Raw genomic sequence first — 22,407 nt, 5'->3', positions numbered from 1 at the left:
TGCCGCTCTCGCAATAATTAACGTTTATCAGGAGGAACCACGAGCAATTCATTCGCCGGGTGTACCTATGATGGCAGACGCATGATCAAGATTACCGCTTCATTCTCAGCGACACGAAATATACGATAATAATGTTTTATATTCGTTAAGAATCACATCTACCTACCACCACCGGTTGCTCTCTAGGCCCAGTGACGCCTTCACCGCGGCGACGGTTGCTATGTCGCGCGCTTCTGAAGCGGTCGGCAGGAAAGCTGCTCGGCTTCTCGCTCAATCTGCGATCGTGATTTTTGCGGTCGAGTTGAGCTGCGGATCTCATTCGATAACGTTGCTCACGTCGCCACAATCTGATTGTCACCGTTGGTCTGTTCTGCAGATGGAACATACAATGCTCGAACGAAATATTCGCACTTGAGGTGTCTCCCGACGGGGCTGGCGACCGCCCGAACGGGACAACCTGTCGGGGTCTTGCTCTTGATGGGGATCGAACCGTCAACCCCCTACACAAACGTGGTCGATCAGCTTAGGGGCAGATTTTCTGGCCATTCTTGCGCGCCATGGAGTACGCGAAGAATTCGAACTGCCGTCTCGGCAACGGCGTAGGCGGCGATATAAGGCGTGCCATTGATGACGAGTTCGCGTGTCCCGGCAATTCGACCCACGCGCCCACTGGCAGGAAAATCGAGCAAGCGACGGGCGGCAGCGGCTATCCGTTCATCGATCAACACGGCAGCGGCGGGATTATCTGCCTCGACGTATGTGAAGATGGCGTCACGATCCGACAACGCAAAAGCAGACCAAGTAAGCTTCACGATTCTGGCACACCCGCTTTAAGGCGGGCTGCCGCTCGACGTTTGACAAAGTGCGCCTCGGCCTCGTCGTCCGATAAATCCGGTCGAGTATCGTTTAACGCTTCATGCACCTTGGTCCGAAACCAAGCGTCATGCGCCTCACTGCCGGATAAAAGTTCAAGAGGCAGAGCGCCCTCGTTAGCGGTCCGGGTGAGCATGATACGAACCGCATCAGATACCGTGAGGCCCATGCTTTCAAGGACGGCAGAAGCACGATCCCTGACTTCGGAATCAATACGTGTTTGTACGAGAGCGTTTGCGGCCATGGCTGTCTCCATATTCAAGGAGAATGTAATGCAAATGAATGACGCTTTCCAGCTAGAATTTCACGCTGTCATTCCCCGTTCACGATTCTCGTTTGCTCTTGATGGGATTCGAACCAACGGCCATCCTGTTTTGGATGGGCTAACGCCTTGAATATGCAGCAAGGCTTGATAAATTGAATGCCGAGCCGCAAGACACTACTTCGCGAACTCACGATACAGCTCGACCTTCGGTGCGTGCGTATCGATCGTGTCGGTGACCTTGGCGGCCATCGGCAGGTTTTTCTTTTCCGCCTCCCATACCGTCCTAAAGCGTTCAACCGTCTCGCGCGCGGTGTCGATCACCAGCTTCTCGGAAAGCTCCGCTTTCGCAGCCAGATGCGTCAGCTCATCCTTCGACAGCGCCGCCATCTTTTTTGTGCGGGAGAAATTGAGCGCCGCCGTATCTTCCCCCTCGATGTAAGGGATAGTCGACAACAAGTCATACGCTGGCGAGAGCGCAGGGGTGCGGCGATCAGGATAGATGAGCGAGCAGTTCTTCAGGTGCAAGTCGCCATTGCCGATTAGCGTGCTGAAGACTAGACGCCGGATGAATTCCGCCACGTCGGCCGTGCTGGTTTCGATCCCCAGCACGCGGCCGATCATCCGGTAATTGCCCCTATCGTATTTGTGGTCGGGAAAGACGCCGAAGACTTGCGCAAAGTCCTCGATATGCACCGCTCCCTCCGGCGTGCGGTCAAAACGCTTGATCGCCAGCGCCTGCCCATGCAGTTCACCCACCCCCTGAGGCAGGCCGCTCACGGCGTCGAGATCAACCAGCTGGAGCTCAGGCACGTCCATACCCATCATGCGGGCGATGGTCATCATCGCGAACTCATTCTCGGGCACGCCACTATATTGTTGAGACGGCAGCTTCACGATCCACGAGCCGCCCGTGCCCTCGGCCGGAATGGTCAAGCCGCCGCCCTTTTTGTCGTTTTTAAAGGCCGAGAACTTCAGCTGCACACCCGCCAGCGAAAAGCGCAGCGCGTTCGGCCGCGCTTCGACGATAGCCTGCTCGTCATCCGGAGGCGCGTCATCCCCTTTGGAGGGATGCACCGTCACAGCCCCAGGCAGGTCGCGGCCGAGCATCCAGAGCAGGAAGAATTCCCGCGACGGCTTCACACCCGCACGATCAGCGAGGTATTTGCGCAGCGGTCCTTCCGGCAGTAGGTTCGAGAAGAAGGGCGGGACCACCGTGTTGTACGGCCTGAACTTCGTGATGAGCGCCCCGAACGGGTCTTTCAGGGACAGGCTAAGCGTCGGCCGCTTTTCGTCTTCGATATATGCATCGTTGAACGCGAAGATGGTGCGCCCGTCCTGCAGATTCGTCAGGGTCGCAACCGGTTCCCCATACAGCCTGACATCGAGTACCGTGACCTTAGGCATTATCATCTTCCTCATCCAGCGCATAGGCCGAGCGTGGGACCGCGTCGTCACGGTCGCGGTGCACCGCGGCATTGCGTAGGTGTCTTACGGCATGTGCGATCCTGCTCAGTTCCTGACGGGACGGCGGATCAGCCTGCCACCGGTCGAGGCGTGCAGTCGCCTCATTGAATGTGTCCATCTCCTCGGCCGACAGAGGAAGATGCCGTAAGAGCGCGAGGCTATCTTTGAATGTATCTGCCTCGGAAGCACTACCGAACCCGTCCCTGTGCTGGGCAAACCACCGCTCAAGGCGCCCCACCAGCTTGCGCTGGTCGGATGTCAGGACATCACTCGATGCCGATGCGCTATCGAGGATATTGCGGATTGCCGGCATCAGTTTTTTCGGGGCAAGGACGATCTCGAGGTCGAGCGCGCGTGCCACATCCACCAAGCTGCCAAGTCCGGGCTCCATGGTGCCCCGTTCTATCTGAGAAATATGGCTTTGCGTCAGGCCCGATCGTGCGCTCAGCTCGCGCTGGCTCATTTTCTGCGCTTCGCGCGCAGCGCGCAGCTGCTGCGTTATATGCTCCGTTTTATATGCCATATCATTATCCTGTATCGCTCGATGCGAAACATACAGGATAATATATAGAGGATTCAAGAGCGATGCAACGTCGATATACAAAACTGTATCAAATTGCTGACTTATATAGCATAATGTATCGTCTTGCAGTCTTAGCGCTTACAGTTACCCATGGCTCCTATTGGCAACCCATCAGTGCGCGCAGCGATGTCACGGTAACGTCTTATGAGGAGCGACCGCGATAGACGCACGTTCATGAGTACTTCGCCAGTCAGCTACAAGCGCCATCATTTCCCAGCCCAAATCATCGCCCACGCGGTCTGGCTCTACTTTCGGTTTCCGCTGAGCCTGCGCCTTGTCGAAGAATTGCTGCTCGAGCGCGGCATTGCCGTCTCCCATGAAACGATCCGCCTCTGGGGAAAAAAGTTCGGCCCGGATTATGCGCGCCGCCTTCGCCGCAAGAAGCCCAGCGGCAACGATGTGTGGCACTTGGACGAGGTCGTCATCATCATTTCCGGCAGGAAACACTGGGTATGGCGGACCGTCGATCAGGACGGGTATGTGCTCGACGAAATCGTTCAGAACCGCCGCAACACCAAGGCTGTCAGACGATTGTTGACCCGTCTTCTGAAGAAGCAGGGATGGAACAATCTTCAGATGGCGTTCTGAGAAGGATGGAGAGACGGCACAAATCGATGTTCGTGGTCAGACTATTCTGAACGAAGCCACCCTCGCCAGAGTAGTAGTCCTGCAGACACCGACATCGGCCTCTTCGTCGAGCAAAGCGTTCTGGCCGATATTGAAGAAGGTCGGCTCACACTGGTCCTAAACGACTGGACGCGACCTTTTCCAAGACTTTGTCTTTACTATCCCGGACGCGGCAACCTGTAAGCGGGCGTGAAGGAGTTCCTAGCGCTGGCAAGGGTTCACGCAATGGTGAACGCCCCAACTGTTGATAGCGGCGCATCTTGTACCGTTGAAAGATGCGCAGCTATTCTTCTGGCGCCGTGCGCGCTAGTTTTTCGCCTTAATTCCCGTCCAAAGCCTGTTTAGAATGCGCTGTTGCTTCTGACCATAAGGTGAGATCGTGAAGAGCTTACCGAGCACGGCATCCGGCGGGTAAACAGATGCGTTCTCACGAACATCCTTGTCCACAAGCGTTTGCGATGCAAGATTTCCATTGGCGTATCTGACGTAGTTGGAGGCTTTGGCAATGACTTCCGGTTTCATGAGATAATTTATGAATGCGTGAGCTTCCTCTACATTCTTCGCATCCGCGGGGATCGCGAGGTTGTCGAACCACATGTAAGCTCCCTCTTTCGGAATCGCGTACTCCACGTTGACGCCGTTCTTGGCCTCTTGTGCGCGAGCCTTGGCCTGCAGCACGTCGCCGGAAAAGCCAATGGTCACGCAGATATCGCCCGTCGCAAGTTCGTTGATATAAGCAGACGAATTAAACGATCGCACCGAGGCCCGGATCTTCTTGAAGACTTCAGCGCCAGCTTTGAGGTCAGACGTTTCTTTGCTGTTGGGGTTTTTCCCGAGATAGTTCAGAGCGATGGCCATGGTTTCGTCAGGCGCATCGAGAATATTAATGCCGCATGAGCTCAACTTTTTTGCATTTGCGGGATCAAAGATGATGTTCCAGCTGTCGATCGGGACATTGCCAAGAGCGGCTTTTACCTTATCGACATTGTAACCGATGCTCGTCGTACCCCACATATAGTTTATTGCATACTGATTGTTTGGATCATAGACGGCCAGCCTGTCCATGATATCAGGCCAGAGATTTCCGATATTCGGCAGCTTTGTCTTATCGAGCTTCTGGAACACACCCGCCTTGATTTGCCGGGCAAGAAAAGGGCCTGTTGGCACGACGACATCATAGCCGGAAGCGCCCGCGAGGAGTTTTGTTTCCAATAGTTCGTTGTTATCAAAGACATCATAGACGACCTTGATGCCGGTCTCTTTCGTGAAGTCCTCAAGGATAGACTGATCGATATAATCCGACCAGTTGTAGACATGAACGACGCGATCAGCCGCCATGGCGGACGTTGAACTCAGAAGAACAGCAGCCACGGAGGCGTCGCCTTAACCGACTGGTGCGGATCGAGGCAATAGTCTATCGCCATGACTGAAGATGCGTCCGCCCAATACAAACGCCACCGCTTTCCAGCCGAGATCATCGCGCATGCGGTATGGCTCTATTATCGGTTCCCGCTGAGCCTGCGCGATGTCGAAGACCTGCTTGCCGAGCGCGGCATTGGCGTCTCGTTTCAGACCGTCGCAGAATGGGCGACCAAGTTTGGCCTGAAATTCGCCCATCAACTCAAGCGGCGGTCGATCGGCAACTTCGCAGACAAATGGCATCTCGATGAGATGGTCGTATCGATCAAGGGCAAGAAATACTGGCTGTGGCGCGCCGTCGATGGCAACGGCTACGTTCTCGATGCTCTGCTGCAAAGCTGCAGAAACAAGGGAGCTGCTCTTCGGCTGATGCGCAAGTTGTTGAAGAGCCAAGGTGTTGCGCCACGCGTGATGGTGACAGACAAGCTGCGTTCTTATGCCGCCGCAAAGCGAGAGATCATGCCGGGGATCAAGCACCGTTCGCACAAAGGGCTCAACAACCGCGCAGAGAATTCTCACCTTCCCGTTCGACGACGAGAGCGACGCATGATGCGGTTCAAGTCGGCACGACAATGCCAACGTTTCGTCTCAACCCACGGTCAAATTGCCAATCTTTTCCAACTTCATCGAAAACACCTGAACGCCGCTGATCATCGCCAACTCCGCGCCCTCGCCAGAGCCATCTGGCGCGAGATCGCGTTGCCGATCCAAGCCTGAAATTCAAGACGAAGAAATGATTGCGTCCTACGTCAGGTTAAGGCGACGCCACTCCCGCAGATTATACCAACCGCGTCTATGCCGGCGTTCTCGGCAAGCTGATCGGCGTCTATCTCGGCCGCCCGTTCGAGAACTGGCGCTACAAGGATATCCTGGAGAAGCTCGGCCCGATCACCTATTACGTCCACGACCGCCTGGGCGATCCGCTCGTCGTCACCGACGACGACGTTGCCGGCACCTTCACCTTCCCGCGTGCCCTCGACGATTACGGCATTTCGCCCGATCTCTCGGCCGAAGACATCGGCAAGGCCTGGCTGAACTACATCATCGAAGAGCGCTCGATCCTCTGGTGGAGTGGCGCCGGCAATTCGACCGAACACACCGCCTGGCTCAACCTGCAACGCGGCATCCCGGCTCCGGCATCCGGGTCGATCGAGGTCAATGGCGCGACCGTCGCCGAGCAGATCGGCGCGCAGATCTTCATCGACGGCTGGGCTCTCGTTTCGCCCGGCAACCCGGCACAGGCCACCAAGCTGGCGCGCGCTGCCGGTTCCGTCAGCCATGACGGCGAAGCTGTCAACGCCGCCGTGCTCTGGGCGGCGATGGAGGCGGAAGCCTTTGTCAGCAAGGATGTGAACCACCTGCTCGACACCGGCCTTGCCCATATCCCGAAGGACAGCCTGATCGCCAAGCTGGTCGGCGATATCCGCAACTGGACCTCCGGCAACGAGGACTGGGAAGCGACGCGTCAAAAGATCGAGGACAATTACGGCTACGACAAATATCCGGGCAACTGCCATGTCGTACCGAACCACGCACTGATGATCATGGCGCTGCTGCATGCCCCGCACGATTTCCAGCGCGGCCAGATGATCGTCAACACCTCCGGCTGGGATACCGATTGCAACGCCGGCAACCTCGGCTGCCTGCACGGGATCATGCTCGGTCTCGACGGCCTTGATGCCGGGCCGGACTGGCGCGGCCCCGTTGCCGACCGTCTCTACATGTCGACCGCCGACGGCGGCCGCTCGATCTCCGATGCCGCCGATATCTCTCTGTGGCTTGCCAATCTCGGCCGTAAGCTTGCGGGCGAGCCGGCAAAGCCGGCGCCGAAGAACGGTGCGAAATTCCATTTCGCGCTGCCGGGCTCCGTCCAGGGCTTCCGCCCGCAGGCCGGCCAGACGGCGGTCGACGGCCTCAAGGTCACCGGCACTGGTTCGGCTCTGGCGATCGACTATCTGGCGCTGGCGCCAGGCCGCGAGGCTGCGGCAACCACGCCGGTCTTCACGCCGCACGAAGTCACCAAGATGCGTACCTACGATCTGGTCGCCAGCCCGCGCATCCACGCCGGTCAGACGCTGCGCGCCACGCTTTCGGCAGAAGCCGGAAACAGCGGCACGGTCGAAGCCAAGCTCCGCATCCGCCACTATGACGGCAGCGACAATCTCGTCGATATCGATATGCCCTCCGGCAAGCTTCTCGGCCCCGGCGGTTCCGCAGCGCTCGAATGGACGATTCCCTCGACCGGCCACCAGCCGATCGCCGAAATCGGCGTCGTGCTGAGTGCCCCGCAGGGCCGTGCCAACGGCCGCGTGCTCGTCGATACCGTCACCTGGGACGGTTGCCCCGATGCCACCTTCCGCCGTCCCGAAGACGGCGGAGATTTCTGGCGCCGCGCCTGGGTCAGCAACGTCCACTTCTTCTCGAAGAACTTCCCGCAGGATTTCCGCATCAGCCAGAACCGCGGCGAAGGCATGATCCTGCAGGGCACGCGCGACTGGACGGATTACGCGATCGAAGCCGACATGATGCTGCATCTCGGCGATCACGGTGGCCTGGTGATCCGCGCCGGAGGGCAGCGCCGCTATTATGCGGCCCAGGTGACGCGTCAGGGGCAGTTGCAGATCGTCTGCCGCAAGGACGAAAAGCAGACCGTGCTCGCCTCCGCGCCGCTTCGCGTCGAGTTCGAGACACGCTTCACGATGAAGTTCTCCGCCAAGGGCGGCAAGCTTTCGGTGAAGGTCGGCGATACCGTGGTCGAGGCCAATGACCAGACCTTTGCCGGCGGTTCCGCCGGCCTGATCATCCACGAGGGCGCCCTGTCGGCCACGCGCATCCATATCGGCGCGGCATAAGGAGGACTTCATGGCAAGCGTCACGATCGACAAGGTCGCCAAGCGTTTCGGCAGCGCCGAGGTCATCCACGGCATCGACGCGGCGATCGGCGACGGCGAATTCGTCGTCCTCGTCGGGCCGTCGGGCTGCGGCAAGTCCACCCTGCTGCGGATGATCGCAGGGCTGGAGGACATTTCCGGTGGCACGATCTCGATCGGCGGAAAGGTGGTCAACACCCTGCCGCCAAAGAGCCGCGACATCTCGATGGTCTTCCAGAACTATGCGCTCTACCCGCATATGACCGTCGAGGAAAACATGGCCTTCTCGCTGACGCTCGCCGGCGCCAGCAAGGCCGAGAAGCAGAAGAAGGTCCGCGAGGCCGCCGAGATCCTCGGCCTAGAAAGCCTGCTGCAACGCAAGCCGAAGGCGCTTTCCGGCGGCCAGCGCCAGCGTGTCGCCATGGGCCGCTCGATCGTCCGCAATCCGCAGGTCTTCCTCTTCGACGAACCGCTCTCCAATCTCGATGCCAAGCTGCGCGTCCAGATGCGCGGCGAGATCAAGAGCCTGTACCGGCGTTTGGGAACGACGATGGTCTATTTGACGCATGACCAGGTCGAGGCGATGACCATGGCCGACCGTATCGTCGTCATGCAGGCCGGCCGCATCGAGCAGATCGGCACGCCGCTCGAGCTTTACGACCGGCCGGCCAATGCCTTCGTCGCCCAGTTCATCGGCTCGCCTGCGATGAACCTGTTCCCGGCAACCGTATCCGCCGGACAGCTGGTGCTGGAGGACGGACAGGCCTCCGGTCTCACCGCACCGGGAGGGGCGAGAGAAGGCCAGAAGCTGCTAATCGGCAAGCGCCCTGAAGAAATCGCCCTCGGCCCGGAAGGGTCACTCGAAGCTATCGTCGAGAATATCGAGCCGACCGGTTCGGAAACCTTTCTCGAACTGAAGCTCGGCAGCCAACTGGTCTCGGCGGTTCTGCGCGAGCGGCCATGGTTCGAGGTCGGCTCTGTCCAAAGGATTTCTCTTGGTCAGGGCGCGGTACATTTATTCGATGCGCGAGACCGGCGGCAACGTCTTTTTCCCTAAGCTTTGCAATTGAACGTAAGTCAAACGCATCGTTCGGGTTTCTGGAGTGGCCAACTGTCGAGTCGACAACAAACAAGACTGTGTGCTCAGACAAACGCGGTTAGTCATCTGCAGCGAAAAGAGATGAGTGCTCCTCGGCTAAGGAGCGGTCATGAGTCGTTCGACCGGGGTCGGCCTCTCTACGGTGCAAGCTCTTTTGGAACCTTGCCTTTCTTTCACGGCAAAGAGCATCGTGCGCGGAACCACGTCGCCCACATTTATAACGTCTGCTTCAAGTAAATGTACTAGAGCAGCTTCCTTCGGTTCAGGCAGGCCTCGAACGGGGGTCTCCACGATGCGCGGCGCTGGCACCGCTTTGCCAAATGCTCTCGCACTCCTCGGTGCGGGAGACAATGAGAGTCTGCTTCGTCATAACGACCATTCCATTCCCGATCGGGGCCTACAGGATGCAGCGAACGATCCACGGGCCGAATATTCATTTTTAGAAATTGCTCGTTACCGCGAGTAAAATGTCTCAGAATGCTTTTCGCCCGAGGCAAGAAGGCCTTTCGCGCGAAGCCACTATTTCATTGGAAGAAACAATCCCTTGTGAAATGAGGCGGTTCTCGCTCCCAGGAAGATGGATGATTATCACCGCGACAACAAACCCGGTGAGGATTCGAACCATGAACAACAAGCCAATTAATGTAACTGAAACGCCGCAAAAACTCGCATCATTGACGAGCGCAATTGCGTTGGCAGTAATTCTCACGGCCCCGGTCGCTAACGCTGCCGATGTCAGCGCCCCCACGCCCCAAATGACCTATCGTACAATCGAGATTGACGGGTCGAAGATCGCCTATCGGGAAATCGGCGCGCACGATAAACCAGCAATCCTTCTGCTACACGGCGTTCCAAGCTCATCGCGGATGTACGACGATCTGATGAGAAGGCTCGGAAACGAGTATCATCTCGTGGCCCCTGACTATCCAGGGTTTGGCAACAGCGAGGCGCCTTCCCCGCAGGATTATACGTATACGTTCGATCACTTGGCTGAGACCATCATCAAGCTGACTGATGCGCTCAAGCTCGATCGATATGTGCTCTTCATGCAGGATTATGGTGCTCCGGTCGGGATGCGCGTCGCTACGACGAGACCCCAATCTGTGATCGGTACAATTTTTCAGAATGGCAACGTCTACGAAGAGGGGCTCGGCCCCATGTGGGAAGAGAGAAAGGCATTTTGGAACAACCGCGGCGAACTCCAGGCTGAAGTCGTTAAACAGCACCAGTCTCTCGCTGTGACCCGAGCCCGTCACCTTGGAACAGATCCTGATATCGAGGCCTATAATCCGGATCTGTGGATGGACGAGTACGCGTATCTCAACCGACCCGGGCAGGACCAGATCCAGTCGGACCTGATTTTCGACTACCAGAACAACATCGCGGCTTACCCGATTTGGCAAAGCTGGTTGCGCGAGCACAAACCATTAACTCTTGTCATGTGGGGAAAGTATGATCCAGCATTTACGGTCGCTGGCGCCGATGCCTTCAAAAAGGATTTACCGGAGGCAGACATTCATATTTTGGATGCGGGTCATTTTGCGATGGATACGAAGTTGGATGAAGTGGCGAGTTTCACGCGAGCATATATGGCTAGACTTCCGCGATGACGCTAGCCGAGATCGGATCAAAAAGCGGCGCGCATTTGAGATTTCGGCCCCCAAGGATCTGTAGTGAAACAACGCTTGATGAGATCGCTAACTTCCAGCGATGATACGTCGGCCGCGTCCTTTGCTCCTGGAAAACCGCTATCTCTGAGGTCTCGCGGCTACTCTGATCTGGATAATTGCTGCAACTACAACAAAAGCTGGCGCGTCTCCGGACCACTGCTTCTCACATGACCTCGAATTGCCGGAACAGAGTATTGCACAAAACAGCAGTGGTCGGCGCGGCTGCTTGGTTTTAAGCTCGATCCCGATTACGCGCTTTTCGCGCGAACAAAGGCGCAGGTTATGACGAAAAAAGATGTTCAATACGCAAGCGATGTCGCCTTTACGCCCTCCGTTAAAGACATTCAAGTCAGGAAAGGGTCACGACGCGGTTACGAGCGAATGGAAACCGGCGGCTCTTGGCAGACCGAAATAACGCACGATCTTGCAGCTTTCATAGAAAGCAGAACGACCGTCTATCTAGCGACCGTTAATCAAGACGGTCAGCCGTACGTGCAGCATCGGGGTGGCCCGCCTGGCTTTCTCAAGGTTTTGAACAATACCACGATTGGTTTCGGCGACTTCTCAGGTAATCGTCAGTACATCACCCAAGGAAATCTTGTCGATAATCCGAAGGCTTTTCTTTTTTTGATGGACTACACCTACCGTCAACGTGTCAAAATTTGGGGTGAAGCGAAAGTAATTGAAAACGACGCGGATCTCGAGGCTCGTCTCAAGCCTGCGGATTACAATGCCCGCGTAGAGCAGGCGATAGTTTTCACAGTGACGGCATGGGATGCGAATTGCCCACAACATATCCCCCGAATGGTAGATGAGAGCGTCGTCAAACAGCTGTTAGCGGAAAAGGAACAAAAGATATCAGAACTCGAGGAGAAAATCGCGCTGCTCGAGGCACATACTGGTCCATCACAGTAACTATGGAAGGTCTGCCGACGGCTGCTGGCCTGATGCATCGACGCGTTATCAATTAGGTTGGCATCAAAGGGTCTGACGGTGAAGTTTGCTTGTCGAGAGTTGAAAACGGCTCTCGTTCTAGGTTGCCACCGCGCGTCCTATACAGAACCAGGTGATCCGGGCCTCATGCGCCACTAAGAAGTACCAGCGTAAACATATCGACTTGATTTGCTCCGCGTAGGGCGCCTGACCCTCAACAATATAAGGAACGAGCCATGAGTGAGTTGAAAATCGCCGTCATTGTTGGAAGTACCCGGATGGGTCGGTTTGCGGACCACCCCGCGAAATGGATTCAACAAATTGCGGATCAACGCGCCGATCTGAACGTCGAGATTCTCGATCTGTTGGACTTTCCCATGCACTTTTTCGGTGAAGAGCGCGCGACCACCGCGGAAAGCGACACTGCGGAGCGGTGGAAGAAGGCTTTGCGCGAGTTTGACGGCTTTATTTTCACCGTAGCAGAATATAACCATGCGCCAACGGCTGTGCTTAAGAATGCTATTGACCTTGGCGAGTTCATTCACAAGCCGGTTGCTTTCGTCGGTTATGGCGGTGTCGGCGGAGCTCGCGCCGTCGAGCAACTCCGGTTGATCTTCGTTGAGATGAGTGCGGTCTCCGTCAAAACAGGTGTTCACATCTCCTTCCCCGAATACCTATCGGTGGTCAAAGACGGCAAAACTCTAGGCGATTATCCTCATTTGGACGAGGCGGCGAAAAACCTCCTCGATCAGCTTACCTGGTGGGGACGCGCCCTTAAGGCTGCAAGGTTGTCTGTGTAGACGCACCCCGCCTAGATTCAGACCTAGGCGTCAAAAAAGCAAGTCTCGACTTGCTTAATCAGGGCTGGGAGCGAAGCGCTGCGCTTCCAGCGTCTAGCCGCATCTCACTATGATGGAAATTTGGAGGAAACCGTAATGACCGCTGATTTGCCGCCACTATCGCCTTATCGAACTGGGATAAAGGGGCTATGCCCCCGTTGTGGCCGGGGTCACTTGTTTAAGGGGTTTCTCACCTTGAAATCCAACTGTGAGGTCTGCGGGCTGGACTACGCGTTTGCCGATCCGGCGGATGGCCCGGCATTTTTTGTGATCTGCTTTACAAGCGTGCCAGCTGTCGGCATCGCATGTTGGTTAGAAGTCGCCTACCAGCCGCCTTTATGGGTCCATCTCTTTACGTCTCTTCCACTTGTTGTCCTGGCGTCAATCTTGCCACTCAGGCCCTTGAAAGGTTGGCTGGTGAATAGCCAATATTTCTTCAAAGCTGAGGAAGGAAAAATTGACCGAGGCACTCAAGGATAATCCGACTCGAAAGACGAGGCGACGGTCGACCGCTAATAGTTATTTATCTAGATGCAGCGCGGCTTGAGGGGACAGACCGCCGAGCATGTGAGATCGTTGGATCCGATGATACATAACTCAGATCGTCGCGCTCCGTTCCTGACCGCCACACAGTGGAGAAGGTCGGGCTAGACGTGCGAGACGATCAGGCTCCCTCGGCTTACGCAGCCTGACACTCGCGCTCATTACATTCATCAAGCGAAACAATGTCTTCGCCAGCTCGAGGCTTCAAAGCCTTGTTCGCGAGCCGCATTATGTTGGCGACCAAAGCGAGAGGCTGCAAAAATGTTCGAAGACATCACTATTGCGCGTTGGCTTGAAGAAGCCATGACATCCAACAGGCGCTCGCCGAGCGGCTTCGGCGGAGCGATACCTTATGAGCTGGAGCAGCATGAAGCGCCTGCTATCTCCCAGCTTGGAGCCGAGCGATATGGTTACTTGCGCGATTATTACGAGCAAATGATAGCACGCTCATTTTGACGAATGCTCGCGCGATCAGTCATGAAAACTTGATTTGAAAGGAAGTCTCAGATGAAAACAGTTTCTTATACACTTGAAATAAATCCTGAAGGCGTAGAGCCGGTGCTGACGGCCGACCAGGTTTGGAAGGGTCTCGAGATGAAGGCGAACAACGCACTTCCATTTGTGCCTGGGATGTCTCGTTGTGACGTCATCAGTCGATCCGATAATGGCCTGTTGCGTCAGATCACTCTGCCCACTGGTGATTATGAAGAGAGAATAACCTTTTTTCCACCCGTCCAAGTTCAATTCGAAAGGGTCGGTAGCGATGGCTTCATTCAAAACACGATCAGCGAAAGCGAAAAGGGGTTGTGGCTCACCTTCACCTTCAGCGTCCCTTTCGAGGGAGCATCGGAAGGTTCTGACGAAGAGCTCGCTCTGATCAAGGAGATGCGTCGCAGCTACATTACCGCAGTGGTATCAACGTTGAAGAAAGTCCGTGAGCTTGTGAGTGCCGGCAAGCTTTAGATTCCATGCCCAACCTAAAGTCGTTGTTCTTTATGCTTTAGGCAGCACAATGAACACGACAGAAGGATGGAGATCAACGTGCCATCCCATTCCCACATGCCTTGTTCAAGACTGCTGTTACTTGAACATGTTTTATAGATCCGTGAACGGCTCCTTCCCCGCCGCTCCACTGCGGTCCTCGCCGCAGTCGCCTGCCCCCGTCGCAGGCTTTGCTGCCTTCGGTACCGCCACCGAAGGCAGCTTTTTTCGCGAATATCAAAGGAGCTTTGATATTCGCGGCGGCGGTTCTCAGGGAAGCTCTGAATTGCGCGACGCCGTCATCGGCCTATCTCAGGCGACACAAGCTCTGCATTGCTCAGCCGACAGGGCCGAAAGACCCTGCAGATAAGGTCCTGGACGGCGTTTGAAGTCAACACATTTCACGAAAGCTGCCTGCAGCCGCGGGACCATTCGGAATGACGTTCAATTCGGAATTCGGCACGACGGGTCCGCTTCGTCGTCTCGTGAGAACGGCCGGAGAGTGCGACCGAAGGACTTTGATGGCAACAGTATGCCCGCCTTATGTGTGCGAGCGAGCCGTCAGTCACGGATGGCGCTGAAAACGATATAAAATTTTCTTCGGCCCTCTACAAAGGACCAAGCCTTCGCCCGCGCCGCGTGAGCCGCAACGGAGTGGTCTGGCACTTAAAATCGCATGAGCCAATGGTAGATGGCCGCGAAAGAAGGAGCGGGCCAGAAATAGGCTCTTCACGTGATCGCAGGACGTGTGAACTGCCCCCATTTCGACCGGACAGTCGGAATAAGCAGAAAGGCTCAAGCACAGGCTTGGGTATAGGCTTATGTCTAACGACTATCGACACGTTGAATTGCTGACGGGTGATGTTCGCCGCAGGCGGTGGACAACCGAGCAAAAGCTGACAATCATTGAGCAGAGTTTCGAACCCGGCGAGACGGTATCTTCGACCGCTCGCCGTCATGGCGTCGCGCCCAATTTGCTTTATCGGTGGCGCCGGGTTGCGGAGCGGCCCGCCATCGTCATGGCGGGCGCCACTTGGAGATCGTCACGGGCGCTCCTTTATAAGCCGGAGTGCCTGATTTGGGGTCGAAATCGGAGAGCGCCATCACCTTATTAAGTTCTGGATAGTAGCCTGCGACCGAGCCTTGTGGAATGTTGAATTCAACCGCTATGAAACCAGTCAGGACATGTGTTTTTAAAGGTTTGCCGATGGCCATTCCAGCGACCTGAACTTGCTCCCCTTCGGCGATACCGCGTACGTCCATATCGGCTTTGTTCATAAGGATCACGTCCCGTCTGCCAAAAATGCCCCGATAACGGTCATCCATGTTATAAATAGTCGTGTTGTACTGACCATGGGCACGAATGGTCGTGAGAACAAGGCACTCGCCGTCGATCAATCGCGCATCGTCTTCAAGCCCTGCAGCAACGAGAAAATTGGCTTTCCGATTTGTTGTATGCCACTCACGCCTCGATACAGGGATATCCAGACGGAAACCGCCTGGCTTTCGTACTCTGACATTGAAGTCGAAGAATTCAGGAAAGACGATCTCGATTTTGTCACGGATACGGTCATAGTCTTCCACCAGTTCATCCCATGGTATCTCGTAACGGGAACCGATTGTGGCCTTTGCTAGCCCGGCAATGATCGCTGGCTCTGACATAAGTTGATCGCTTGGCGGTTTAAGAAAGCCCTTTGAGGCGTGAACCATCGACATCGAGTCCTCGACTGTGACGGATTGGGGCCCGGTACCTTGCAGGTCTTGGTCGGTTCTGCCTAGGACAGGCAGCAAGATCGATGTTTTCGCAGTGAGCAAATGGGATCGATTGGGTTTTGTAGCGATGTGCACGGCCAGTTCTAGTTGCCGCATGCCTTCGAACACAACATCGGGGTCTGGCATAGCGACAGCAAGATTTCCTCCGAGGCAAATGAGTGCTTTGGATTCGCCTGATATAATCGCTTCCAAACTTTCGACTGCGTTATGACCTTTCTCCGCAGGTGGTCGAAAACCAAAAGCTCTCTCGATACCGTCCAGAAGTGCAGCGCTCGGCATTTCAGTGATGCCGACGGTTCGATCGCCCTGTACGTTTGAGTGTCCGCGCAACGGGCACAGTCCGGCCCCCGGCTTTCCAATGTTACCCCGTAGCATGAGAAGGTTCGCCAATTGCTGAACAATCTCGGTTCCGGCGAAGTGCTGCGTCACACCCATCCCATAACAGATGATGACCCGGTCGGCGCTTACATAGGTATTCAATGCGTTCTCGAAGTCGCTAGGTCCTAAGCCAGACCTCCTGTAGATTTGGTCCCAGGTTGTTCTCTCTACGTCAGCTTTAACCTCCAAGTCCGGAAGTATGATCTTCGATAAAATCCCGGTCGAGAAGGCCGGCGCCGCCATTTTCAATATCCAGACGATCTCGTTCAAAAAGCAGTTTCATCAGTCCTTTCAATAGAGCCATGTCCCCTCCCGTTTTGATTTGGTAGTAGGAGGATGCAATAGGCGTCGAGGATAGAGTAATCATCTCGATAGGATTTTGCGGAGCCGCAAATCGTTCCAGTGCGCGTTCGCGCAGCGGATTGAATACCATGATCGGGACACCTCTTTTAGAGGCGTCGTGCAACGTGGTCATCATTCTCGGGTGATTGGTTCCGGGGTTGTGACCGATGCTGATGATCAGGTCACATTTCTCGAAATCAACCAACTCCACAGTACCCTTGCCAACTCCGATCGAGTAAGGAAGCCCGACCGACGTCGCCTCGTGGCACATGTTCGAGCAGTCGGGAAAATTGTTCGTGCCAAAGGCGCGAACGAACAACTGGTAGAGGAATGCAGCTTCGTTTGAGGCGCGGCCCGACGTGTAAAACTCGGCCTGATTCGGATTTGATAACTCGCGCAAACGCTGCCCGATCATATCAAATGCCTGTTGCCAAGAGATCGCCTTGAAGCGATCGCTTGCTACATCATATATCATCGGTGAGGTCAGGCGACCGGAATCTTCTATGCGGTGGTCGTCCCAAGCCCACATTTCGGATACGGTGTGAAGCGAGAAGAACTCAGGATCCGCCCGTTTCCGGGTGGCCTCCCATGTAATCGCCTTCGCGCCGTTTTCGCAAAACTCAAATGCAGAGGTATGGTCGGGATCCGGCCACGCGCAGCCCGGACAATCGAAGCCTTCCGGCTGGTTTGCTTTGAGTAACGCGTTAACGCCCGTTAAAGAGAGTTGTTGTTCCTTAAGGGCCCTGGCAACTGCTTTTAGGGCACCCCATCCTCCCGCTGGCGCACGGTAGTCAGCAATACCCTCCAACTTGTCTTCCGTCATGCTAGCCTCCGATCGGTTACACGACGGAAATGGGAGCCGCATTTTCCTTCGATGTCTTGATCGTCACGGTCGCGATTTGTACGGGAGCAAAAGTAGCTTGGCTAGGACGAGGCTCTCAAACAACTAGCTGCTTTGAACACCAACGATACCAGTCTCATCCAAACGCTGTTCCGATTTCAGCAACTATGAGTTCCGGCCATTGCCGCTAGTGGATATGCCGTTCGAATGACACCTTTAGAGCAGTCGAGTGATCAACCACCGACACCAACAATCAAAAGGATATGACAATGTCATACGACCGGATTACAGCCCAGAACTCCGCAGTTCTTTTCGTCGATCACCAGACAGGCCTGGCCAACGGCGTGCAGACCCAAAGCCCGCCGGAGTTCAATAATAACGTCAAGGCCTTCGCGACCCTTGCTAAGGTTTACAAACTGCCCGCGATCATTACGACCAGTGCTTCCGATGGTCCAAACGGCCCTATCATGCCAATCGTGACAAACCTTGTTCCAGACGCAACCATCGTCCACCGCCCTGGCGAGATCAATGCTTGGGATAACAAGGACTTCGTTGCTGCGGTTAAGAACACCGGGAGAAAGAAGCTGCTGATCGCTGGCATCTCGACCGAGGTTTGCCTCGCTTTTGCAGCGCTATCAGCCAAGGAAGATGGCTATGACGTCTATGCGGTTATCGATGCTTCTGGAACGTGGAACAAGATCGTTGAGGACGCCGCCATTGCTCGTATGGTGCAAGTCGGCATCAAGCCCATCACTTGGGTAGCAGTAGGCGCTGAACTTCTCGGCGACTGGCGTTCGGAGCATGGTCAGGAGCATGCGCAACTGATGGGCGATCACCTCCCCTTCTCTGCCAACAACATCTCTGGCTACCTAGCGGCCAAGGGACAGTGAGGGCGACGGCCGGGGGCGCTGTCTGGAGGTTGTTTAATTGCCCGCAGCTGCGCCCTCTGCCACATCAACATATACACATCCGGATATGAGAACAGGATTTTTAGCTCACCAGCTCAGCCGGTAGCTTTAGAGCCATATTCGGGGATTACGAAGGTATTCAAAATGGAAGTCGGAATTTTCAGCGTTGGCGAAGTTACAGCCGATCCCTCGACGGGCAACGCGCAGACAGAGCACGAAAAACTCCAGGCTATGGTGAAGATCGCCGTCCATGCCGACGAGGCTGGACTAGACGTATTCGCGATCGGCGAACATCACAACCCACCCTTTGTACCCAGTTCCCCTACCACCATCCTGGGCTACATTGCGGGTCAGACAAAGCAGATCACACTGTCAACGTCGACAACGCTAATTACGACCAACGACCCTGTAAAAATCGCCGAGGATTTTTCAACGCTGCAGCAGCTTTCGGCGGGCCGTGTCGACTTGATGCTGGGACGCGGCAACACGCCCGCCGTATATTCCTGGTTTGGGAAAAACGTTGAGGACGGTGTAGCCCTGACCGTTGAAAATTACGGGCTCCTGCACAGGCTCTGGCGTGAGGATCGTGTGGATTGGGAGGGTAAGTTCCGCACCCCTTTGCGCGGGTTCATGTCCACGCCTCGGCCGTTTGAAGCGAAGCCGCCGCTTGTGTGGCATGGTTCCGTATCGAACCCCGATGTCGTCGAAATCGCGGCGTATTACGGCGATGGATTTTTTACCAACAATCTCTTCGGCCCGGTCGAACATTTCGGTCGACTTGTGAAACTGTATCGCGAGCGCTTCGCCCACTACGGGCACGGGAAGGCCGAAGAAGCAATCGTCGGCGCTGGAGGGCAGATCTTTATGCACCCCAACTCTCAGGAGGCTGTGGCGCAATACCGGCCTTTCTTTGCCAACTCCAGGATTTATCGGGGTGCCGGGCTCGAGCAGGTCATGAACAACACCTCACTTGCCGTCGGAAGTCCCCAGCAGGTGATCGACAAGGTCCTGACGTTCAGAGAACATTTCGGTCGTTACCGCCGCCAGCTCTTCACGCTCGAAATGGGAGGCGTTCCGCTCAAAACCGTTTTTGAACAAATTGATTTGCTGGCCGAGCGAGTTGCGCCAGTCCTTCGCAGAGAGATGTCCGCGACCCAGCCCGTTTGAGGCTGCATCTCGCTCAGTGGAAATAGATAAGTTCTCGACATTGCAGGCTTTAACGCCTCTTCATACAGACCCTGAGGACGCGCTGGTTCCTGCACCGCCGGGCTAGACGCTATTGCGCCGTTTCGGCTTTACGAGACCATCCCCTGCGGTGCTTCAAGCTGGCGTCCAAAATGCGGTGGTAGCTTACAATACCCTAAACATTTCCACGTTTAATCATTTGCTGGCGAGGGCACGGCGCTTGTAGGTCTCGGCAGGCCGTGGCTTTGCAGCACCAGAGAGCGGAAGCACTCGCGGCTTTCTTTCGGCATGTGTTGTTGTCACACAGCCCTCAAACGATAAAAACTGCGGCGCCGCAAGCGTCGTGGGAAACATCTAGAACTGCAAGAACAGGCGGTTCTTGGCATGAGGTCGCCAAGAACGCTCATTCGATGGCTGAAGCCTTCGTGTCGCCGGATCCTGCAAGTACACATCTTAGTGCCAAAGCGCACCTGTTGAACTGTTGCAGCGGGCGGAAGAAAGCATTTGTGATTTGGGAGCTTAATTAACACTCCAGATACACTATTCTTATGGATGACGCTCGGCGAAGAACTCGCTGTCACCCGTAAGAAGTCACCTTTGACACTGGGTCTTAACGACGAGCGGAGAACATAGCCATGAAGAATTAAACTCGGAGACCTCCCGTGACGAAGAACCCATTGACACCGATCATGCGTATACACATCCGACTGGCGACAGAAGCCAGGGAAGCATCAATCGACGAGAGCCTGATCGCGGAGGCGCGCGAGCTCGGGCTAACTGGCGCCGAGATTGACGCGGCGATGCGTGGGGCAAGTTTCAATGCTGTGACTGATGTCGCCGTCAAATATGCCCTTGCTGTCCGCGAGGGGAATGACGTCGCAGCCGACGCTGCAAAGAAGAAGCTGATTGCTTTTACCACAACGGATTTCAGCCGGCAGATCAAGGAAATGCTGTCAGCACCGATTTAACAGCCGAAATGACGGCTATGTAACACCATTGGTCGTTCCGATCCCGTGATGCTATTTGCAAACCGAGGATGCAGCGAAGTGGCGAAATTATTCAAGGAGGGGAACGTATGGATCGCTGGCAAGCCATGAAAGTATTCGTAAAGGTCGCAGAAGCGGAGAGCTTCGCGGACGCTGGACGTCAACTCCACATGAGCCCTCCTGCCGTGACGCGCGTTGTTTCCTCGCTAGAGGATATCATCGGAACGCGTCTTCTGACGCGCACCACCCGATCCGTGAAGTTGACCGAGTCGGGTAACAGGTATTTCACCGACTGCCAGAGGCTGTTAGCGGATCTTGCAGACGCCGAGGCGGCAGCAGCGGGCGCATTTGCAAAACCCACCGGGACACTCTCTATTACTGCCTCTTCCATGTTCGGCACGATGTTCGTCCTACCTGTGGTCACCGAATACCTGGATGAGTATCCGGATGTGATTGGACGGTGCTTGTTCTTGGATCGCGTGGTAAACATCGTCGATGAGGGTATCGATGTTTCGATACGTATCGGCCACCTGCCGGACTCGGGCTTTTCCGCCATTCGAGTTGGCTCCGTGAAGAGGGTGATCTGCGGATCCCCTGACTATTTCGATCAGAATGGCGTTCCTCTCACGCCCTCGGATCTATCTCGTCACCGGATTGTCGCTTCAACGAGTGCATGGTCATCATTGGAGTGGCGTTTCGGTTCGGAGCAAAAGACGGTCGTGCATGTGAGCCCGCGTCTTTTTACAAGCTCGAACGAGGCAGCGATCGCCACAGCGGTCAAGGGATGGGGCCTCACCCGCGTGCTTTCATACCAGATTGCCCCGGAACTCGAACGCGGCCAACTTCAGACAGTTCTGGCTGATTATGAGGAAGAGCCGCTGCCTATTCACGTCGTTCACCCTGACGGCCGTCACGCCTCGGCAAAGGTGCGAAGTTTTGTAGATTTCGCCGTGGCAAAGCTTAGGGCGAACCGGCATTTCAGCTGATTTCTTTTCGACCGCGCGTTGCCGCGCGGTCGCCGTTCCCAAACAGTCTGGGTATCGCCCAGATCTACTTGGCCGCTTTTTCGATGATCTTCACGACTTCGGCCGGGTGGGAAACCATCACGACATGGGATGCGCCGCTTACAGCAACCGTTTCTTTAGAGGATGCCCGCTCGGCCATCCATCCCAATGCTTTCGCTGGGATGTTCTTATCCTTCTCACCATAAATAAAGTAGGAGGGAATTTCCTTCCATGCCGCACCTGGCGCCGCCTCAGTAAGGGCCGACAGCGTTACAGGGCGCTGTGTATCAGCCATGAGAGCGGCGACGGCGGCTGGCACATCGGCGGCGAATTGGCCATGGAATTTTGCTTTAGCAATATACATATCCTTGCCACCGTCAGCCAAGATGACGGGTTCGTCGAGTGTCGGCTCCAGCGTACTACCGGGAAACTTGGCACTCAGATCCGCAGCTGACTCGCCGATATCGGGTGCGAAGGCTCCAACAAACACCAACGATTTGACGTTCTTCATGCCTACGGCGGACGCACTGATGACAGATCCGCCATAGGAGTGGCCCACGAGAACCACTGGCATCTTGATGCTTGAAACGATCCTCGCGACGTAATCGCCATCGGTTTTTACGCCTCTAAGGGGATTTGCAACGGCCACTACTTCGAAGCCGTCCTCGTGCAGTCGCGAAATCACCCCATTCCAGCTCGAAGCGTCAGCGAAGGCTCCATGGACTAGAACGACGGTCGGCTTAGGCGATTGTGCACTGGCCGGCGCTGCAACAACGCCCGCGATAAGTGCCGCGGACAGTACCCTCTTGATTGTCAGCATATCG

At 55.7% G+C, this 22,407-nt stretch carries 19 protein-coding genes and 3 pseudogenes; 15 read left to right on the top strand and 7 right to left on the bottom strand.

What is annotated here, in order from left to right:
• Nucleotides 1-518: 518 nt before the first annotated feature.
• The 4 genes from EYD00_RS24250 to EYD00_RS24235 form a co-directional block, all read right to left on the bottom strand.
• Nucleotides 519-812, bottom strand: a complete 294-nt coding sequence (locus tag EYD00_RS24250) for a type II toxin-antitoxin system RelE/ParE family toxin (protein ID WP_022557667.1) — start codon at nt 810-812, stop codon at nt 519-521.
• Nucleotides 809-1,117 (bottom strand): type II toxin-antitoxin system RelB/DinJ family antitoxin, encoded by a 309-nt coding sequence (locus tag EYD00_RS24245; RefSeq protein ID WP_022557668.1) that lies wholly within the window; start codon nt 1,115-1,117, stop codon nt 809-811. Before EYD00_RS24245 ends, EYD00_RS24250 begins: the two co-directional genes overlap by 4 nt.
• A 195-nt stretch (nt 1,118-1,312) precedes the next feature.
• Entirely contained in the window at nt 1,313-2,542 is a 1,230-nt protein-coding gene (locus tag EYD00_RS24240; RefSeq protein ID WP_034499453.1) for a type II toxin-antitoxin system HipA family toxin, read from the bottom strand.
• Nucleotides 2,535-3,125, bottom strand: a complete 591-nt coding sequence (locus EYD00_RS24235; RefSeq protein ID WP_022557670.1) for a helix-turn-helix domain-containing protein — start codon at nt 3,123-3,125, stop codon at nt 2,535-2,537. Before EYD00_RS24235 ends, EYD00_RS24240 begins: the two co-directional genes overlap by 8 nt.
• Before the next feature lie 234 nt (nt 3,126-3,359).
• Here EYD00_RS24235 and EYD00_RS24230 point away from each other — a divergent pair.
• Nucleotides 3,360-3,746 (top strand): annotated as a pseudogene (locus tag EYD00_RS24230) (IS6 family transposase); the annotation flags it as partial.
• Between the two features lie 372 nt (nt 3,747-4,118).
• On the opposite strand, the gene EYD00_RS24225 reads toward EYD00_RS24230, so the two are convergent.
• Nucleotides 4,119-5,150 (bottom strand): polyamine ABC transporter substrate-binding protein, encoded by a 1,032-nt coding sequence (locus EYD00_RS24225; protein WP_081859572.1) that lies wholly within the window; start codon nt 5,148-5,150, stop codon nt 4,119-4,121.
• 84 nt (nt 5,151-5,234) lie between these two features.
• On the opposite strand from EYD00_RS24225, the gene EYD00_RS24220 reads away from it, so the two are divergent.
• The 10 genes and pseudogenes from EYD00_RS24220 to EYD00_RS24175 form a co-directional block, all read left to right on the top strand.
• Nucleotides 5,235-5,948 (top strand): IS6 family transposase, encoded by a 714-nt coding sequence (locus EYD00_RS24220; protein ID WP_022557673.1) that lies wholly within the window; start codon nt 5,235-5,237, stop codon nt 5,946-5,948.
• A 98-nt stretch (nt 5,949-6,046) separates the two neighbouring features.
• A complete protein-coding gene (locus EYD00_RS24215; RefSeq protein ID WP_051674304.1) occupies nt 6,047-8,083 on the top strand; it encodes an ADP-ribosylglycohydrolase family protein in 2,037 nt (678 codons plus the stop codon).
• 10 nt (nt 8,084-8,093) lie between these two features.
• Nucleotides 8,094-9,158, top strand: coding sequence for an ABC transporter ATP-binding protein (locus EYD00_RS24210; RefSeq protein ID WP_034499450.1), 1,065 nt, complete (start codon nt 8,094-8,096; stop codon nt 9,156-9,158).
• A 665-nt stretch (nt 9,159-9,823) separates the two neighbouring features.
• Nucleotides 9,824-10,810: an alpha/beta fold hydrolase gene (locus EYD00_RS24205; RefSeq protein ID WP_081859590.1), complete on the top strand. Its 987-nt coding sequence runs from the start codon at nt 9,824-9,826 to the stop codon at nt 10,808-10,810.
• Between the two features lie 342 nt (nt 10,811-11,152).
• Nucleotides 11,153-11,785: a pyridoxamine 5'-phosphate oxidase family protein gene (locus EYD00_RS24200; protein ID WP_034499448.1), complete on the top strand. Its 633-nt coding sequence runs from the start codon at nt 11,153-11,155 to the stop codon at nt 11,783-11,785.
• Between the two features lie 254 nt (nt 11,786-12,039).
• The gene (locus tag EYD00_RS24195; RefSeq protein ID WP_034499446.1) at nt 12,040-12,603 is read left to right on the top strand and encodes an NADPH-dependent FMN reductase; all 564 of its coding nucleotides are present in this window, start codon (nt 12,040-12,042) and stop codon (nt 12,601-12,603) included.
• Between the two features lie 135 nt (nt 12,604-12,738).
• The gene (locus tag EYD00_RS24190) at nt 12,739-13,122 is read left to right on the top strand and encodes a DUF983 domain-containing protein (protein ID WP_034499444.1); all 384 of its coding nucleotides are present in this window, start codon (nt 12,739-12,741) and stop codon (nt 13,120-13,122) included.
• A gap of 324 nt (nt 13,123-13,446) precedes the next feature.
• Entirely contained in the window at nt 13,447-13,641 is a 195-nt protein-coding gene (locus EYD00_RS24185) for a hypothetical protein (protein ID WP_034499442.1), read from the top strand.
• Between the two features lie 51 nt (nt 13,642-13,692).
• Nucleotides 13,693-14,148, top strand: a complete 456-nt coding sequence (locus EYD00_RS24180; protein WP_034499440.1) for an SRPBCC family protein — start codon at nt 13,693-13,695, stop codon at nt 14,146-14,148.
• Between the two features lie 839 nt (nt 14,149-14,987).
• Nucleotides 14,988-15,164: pseudogene (locus EYD00_RS24175) on the top strand (transposase); the annotation flags it as partial.
• A 19-nt stretch (nt 15,165-15,183) separates the two neighbouring features.
• On the opposite strand, the pseudogene EYD00_RS24170 reads toward EYD00_RS24175, so the two are convergent.
• Nucleotides 15,184-17,482, bottom strand: a pseudogene (locus tag EYD00_RS24170) (FdhF/YdeP family oxidoreductase).
• A 287-nt stretch (nt 17,483-17,769) separates the two neighbouring features.
• On the opposite strand from EYD00_RS24170, the gene EYD00_RS24165 reads away from it, so the two are divergent.
• The 4 genes from EYD00_RS24165 to EYD00_RS24150 all read left to right on the top strand — a co-directional run bounded on the left by EYD00_RS24165 (nt 17,770) and on the right by EYD00_RS24150 (nt 21,565).
• Nucleotides 17,770-18,390, top strand: coding sequence for an isochorismatase family protein (locus EYD00_RS24165; RefSeq protein ID WP_081859589.1), 621 nt, complete (start codon nt 17,770-17,772; stop codon nt 18,388-18,390).
• Between the two features lie 162 nt (nt 18,391-18,552).
• A complete protein-coding gene (locus EYD00_RS24160) occupies nt 18,553-19,575 on the top strand; it encodes a CE1758 family FMN-dependent luciferase-like monooxygenase (protein ID WP_051674302.1) in 1,023 nt (340 codons plus the stop codon).
• 680 nt (nt 19,576-20,255) lie between these two features.
• Complete coding sequence (locus EYD00_RS24155; protein ID WP_076845957.1) at nt 20,256-20,561, top strand: hypothetical protein; 306 nt, start codon at nt 20,256-20,258, stop codon at nt 20,559-20,561.
• Between the two features lie 107 nt (nt 20,562-20,668).
• The gene (locus EYD00_RS24150; RefSeq protein WP_034499869.1) at nt 20,669-21,565 is read left to right on the top strand and encodes a LysR family transcriptional regulator; all 897 of its coding nucleotides are present in this window, start codon (nt 20,669-20,671) and stop codon (nt 21,563-21,565) included.
• Nucleotides 21,566-21,629: 64 nt separating this feature from the next.
• On the opposite strand, the gene EYD00_RS24145 is transcribed toward EYD00_RS24150, so the two are convergent.
• Complete coding sequence (locus EYD00_RS24145; RefSeq protein WP_034499436.1) at nt 21,630-22,403, bottom strand: alpha/beta fold hydrolase; 774 nt, start codon at nt 22,401-22,403, stop codon at nt 21,630-21,632.
• Nucleotides 22,404-22,407: the final 4 nt, after the last annotated feature.

It is taken from the genome of Agrobacterium sp. 33MFTa1.1, assembly GCF_004328495.1.
In the GTDB taxonomy this organism is placed as follows: Bacteria; Pseudomonadota; Alphaproteobacteria; order Rhizobiales; family Rhizobiaceae; genus Agrobacterium; species Agrobacterium pusense.
Note: the sequence above shows the minus strand (reverse complement) of the source record. Positions and strands in the feature narration are given on the sequence as shown.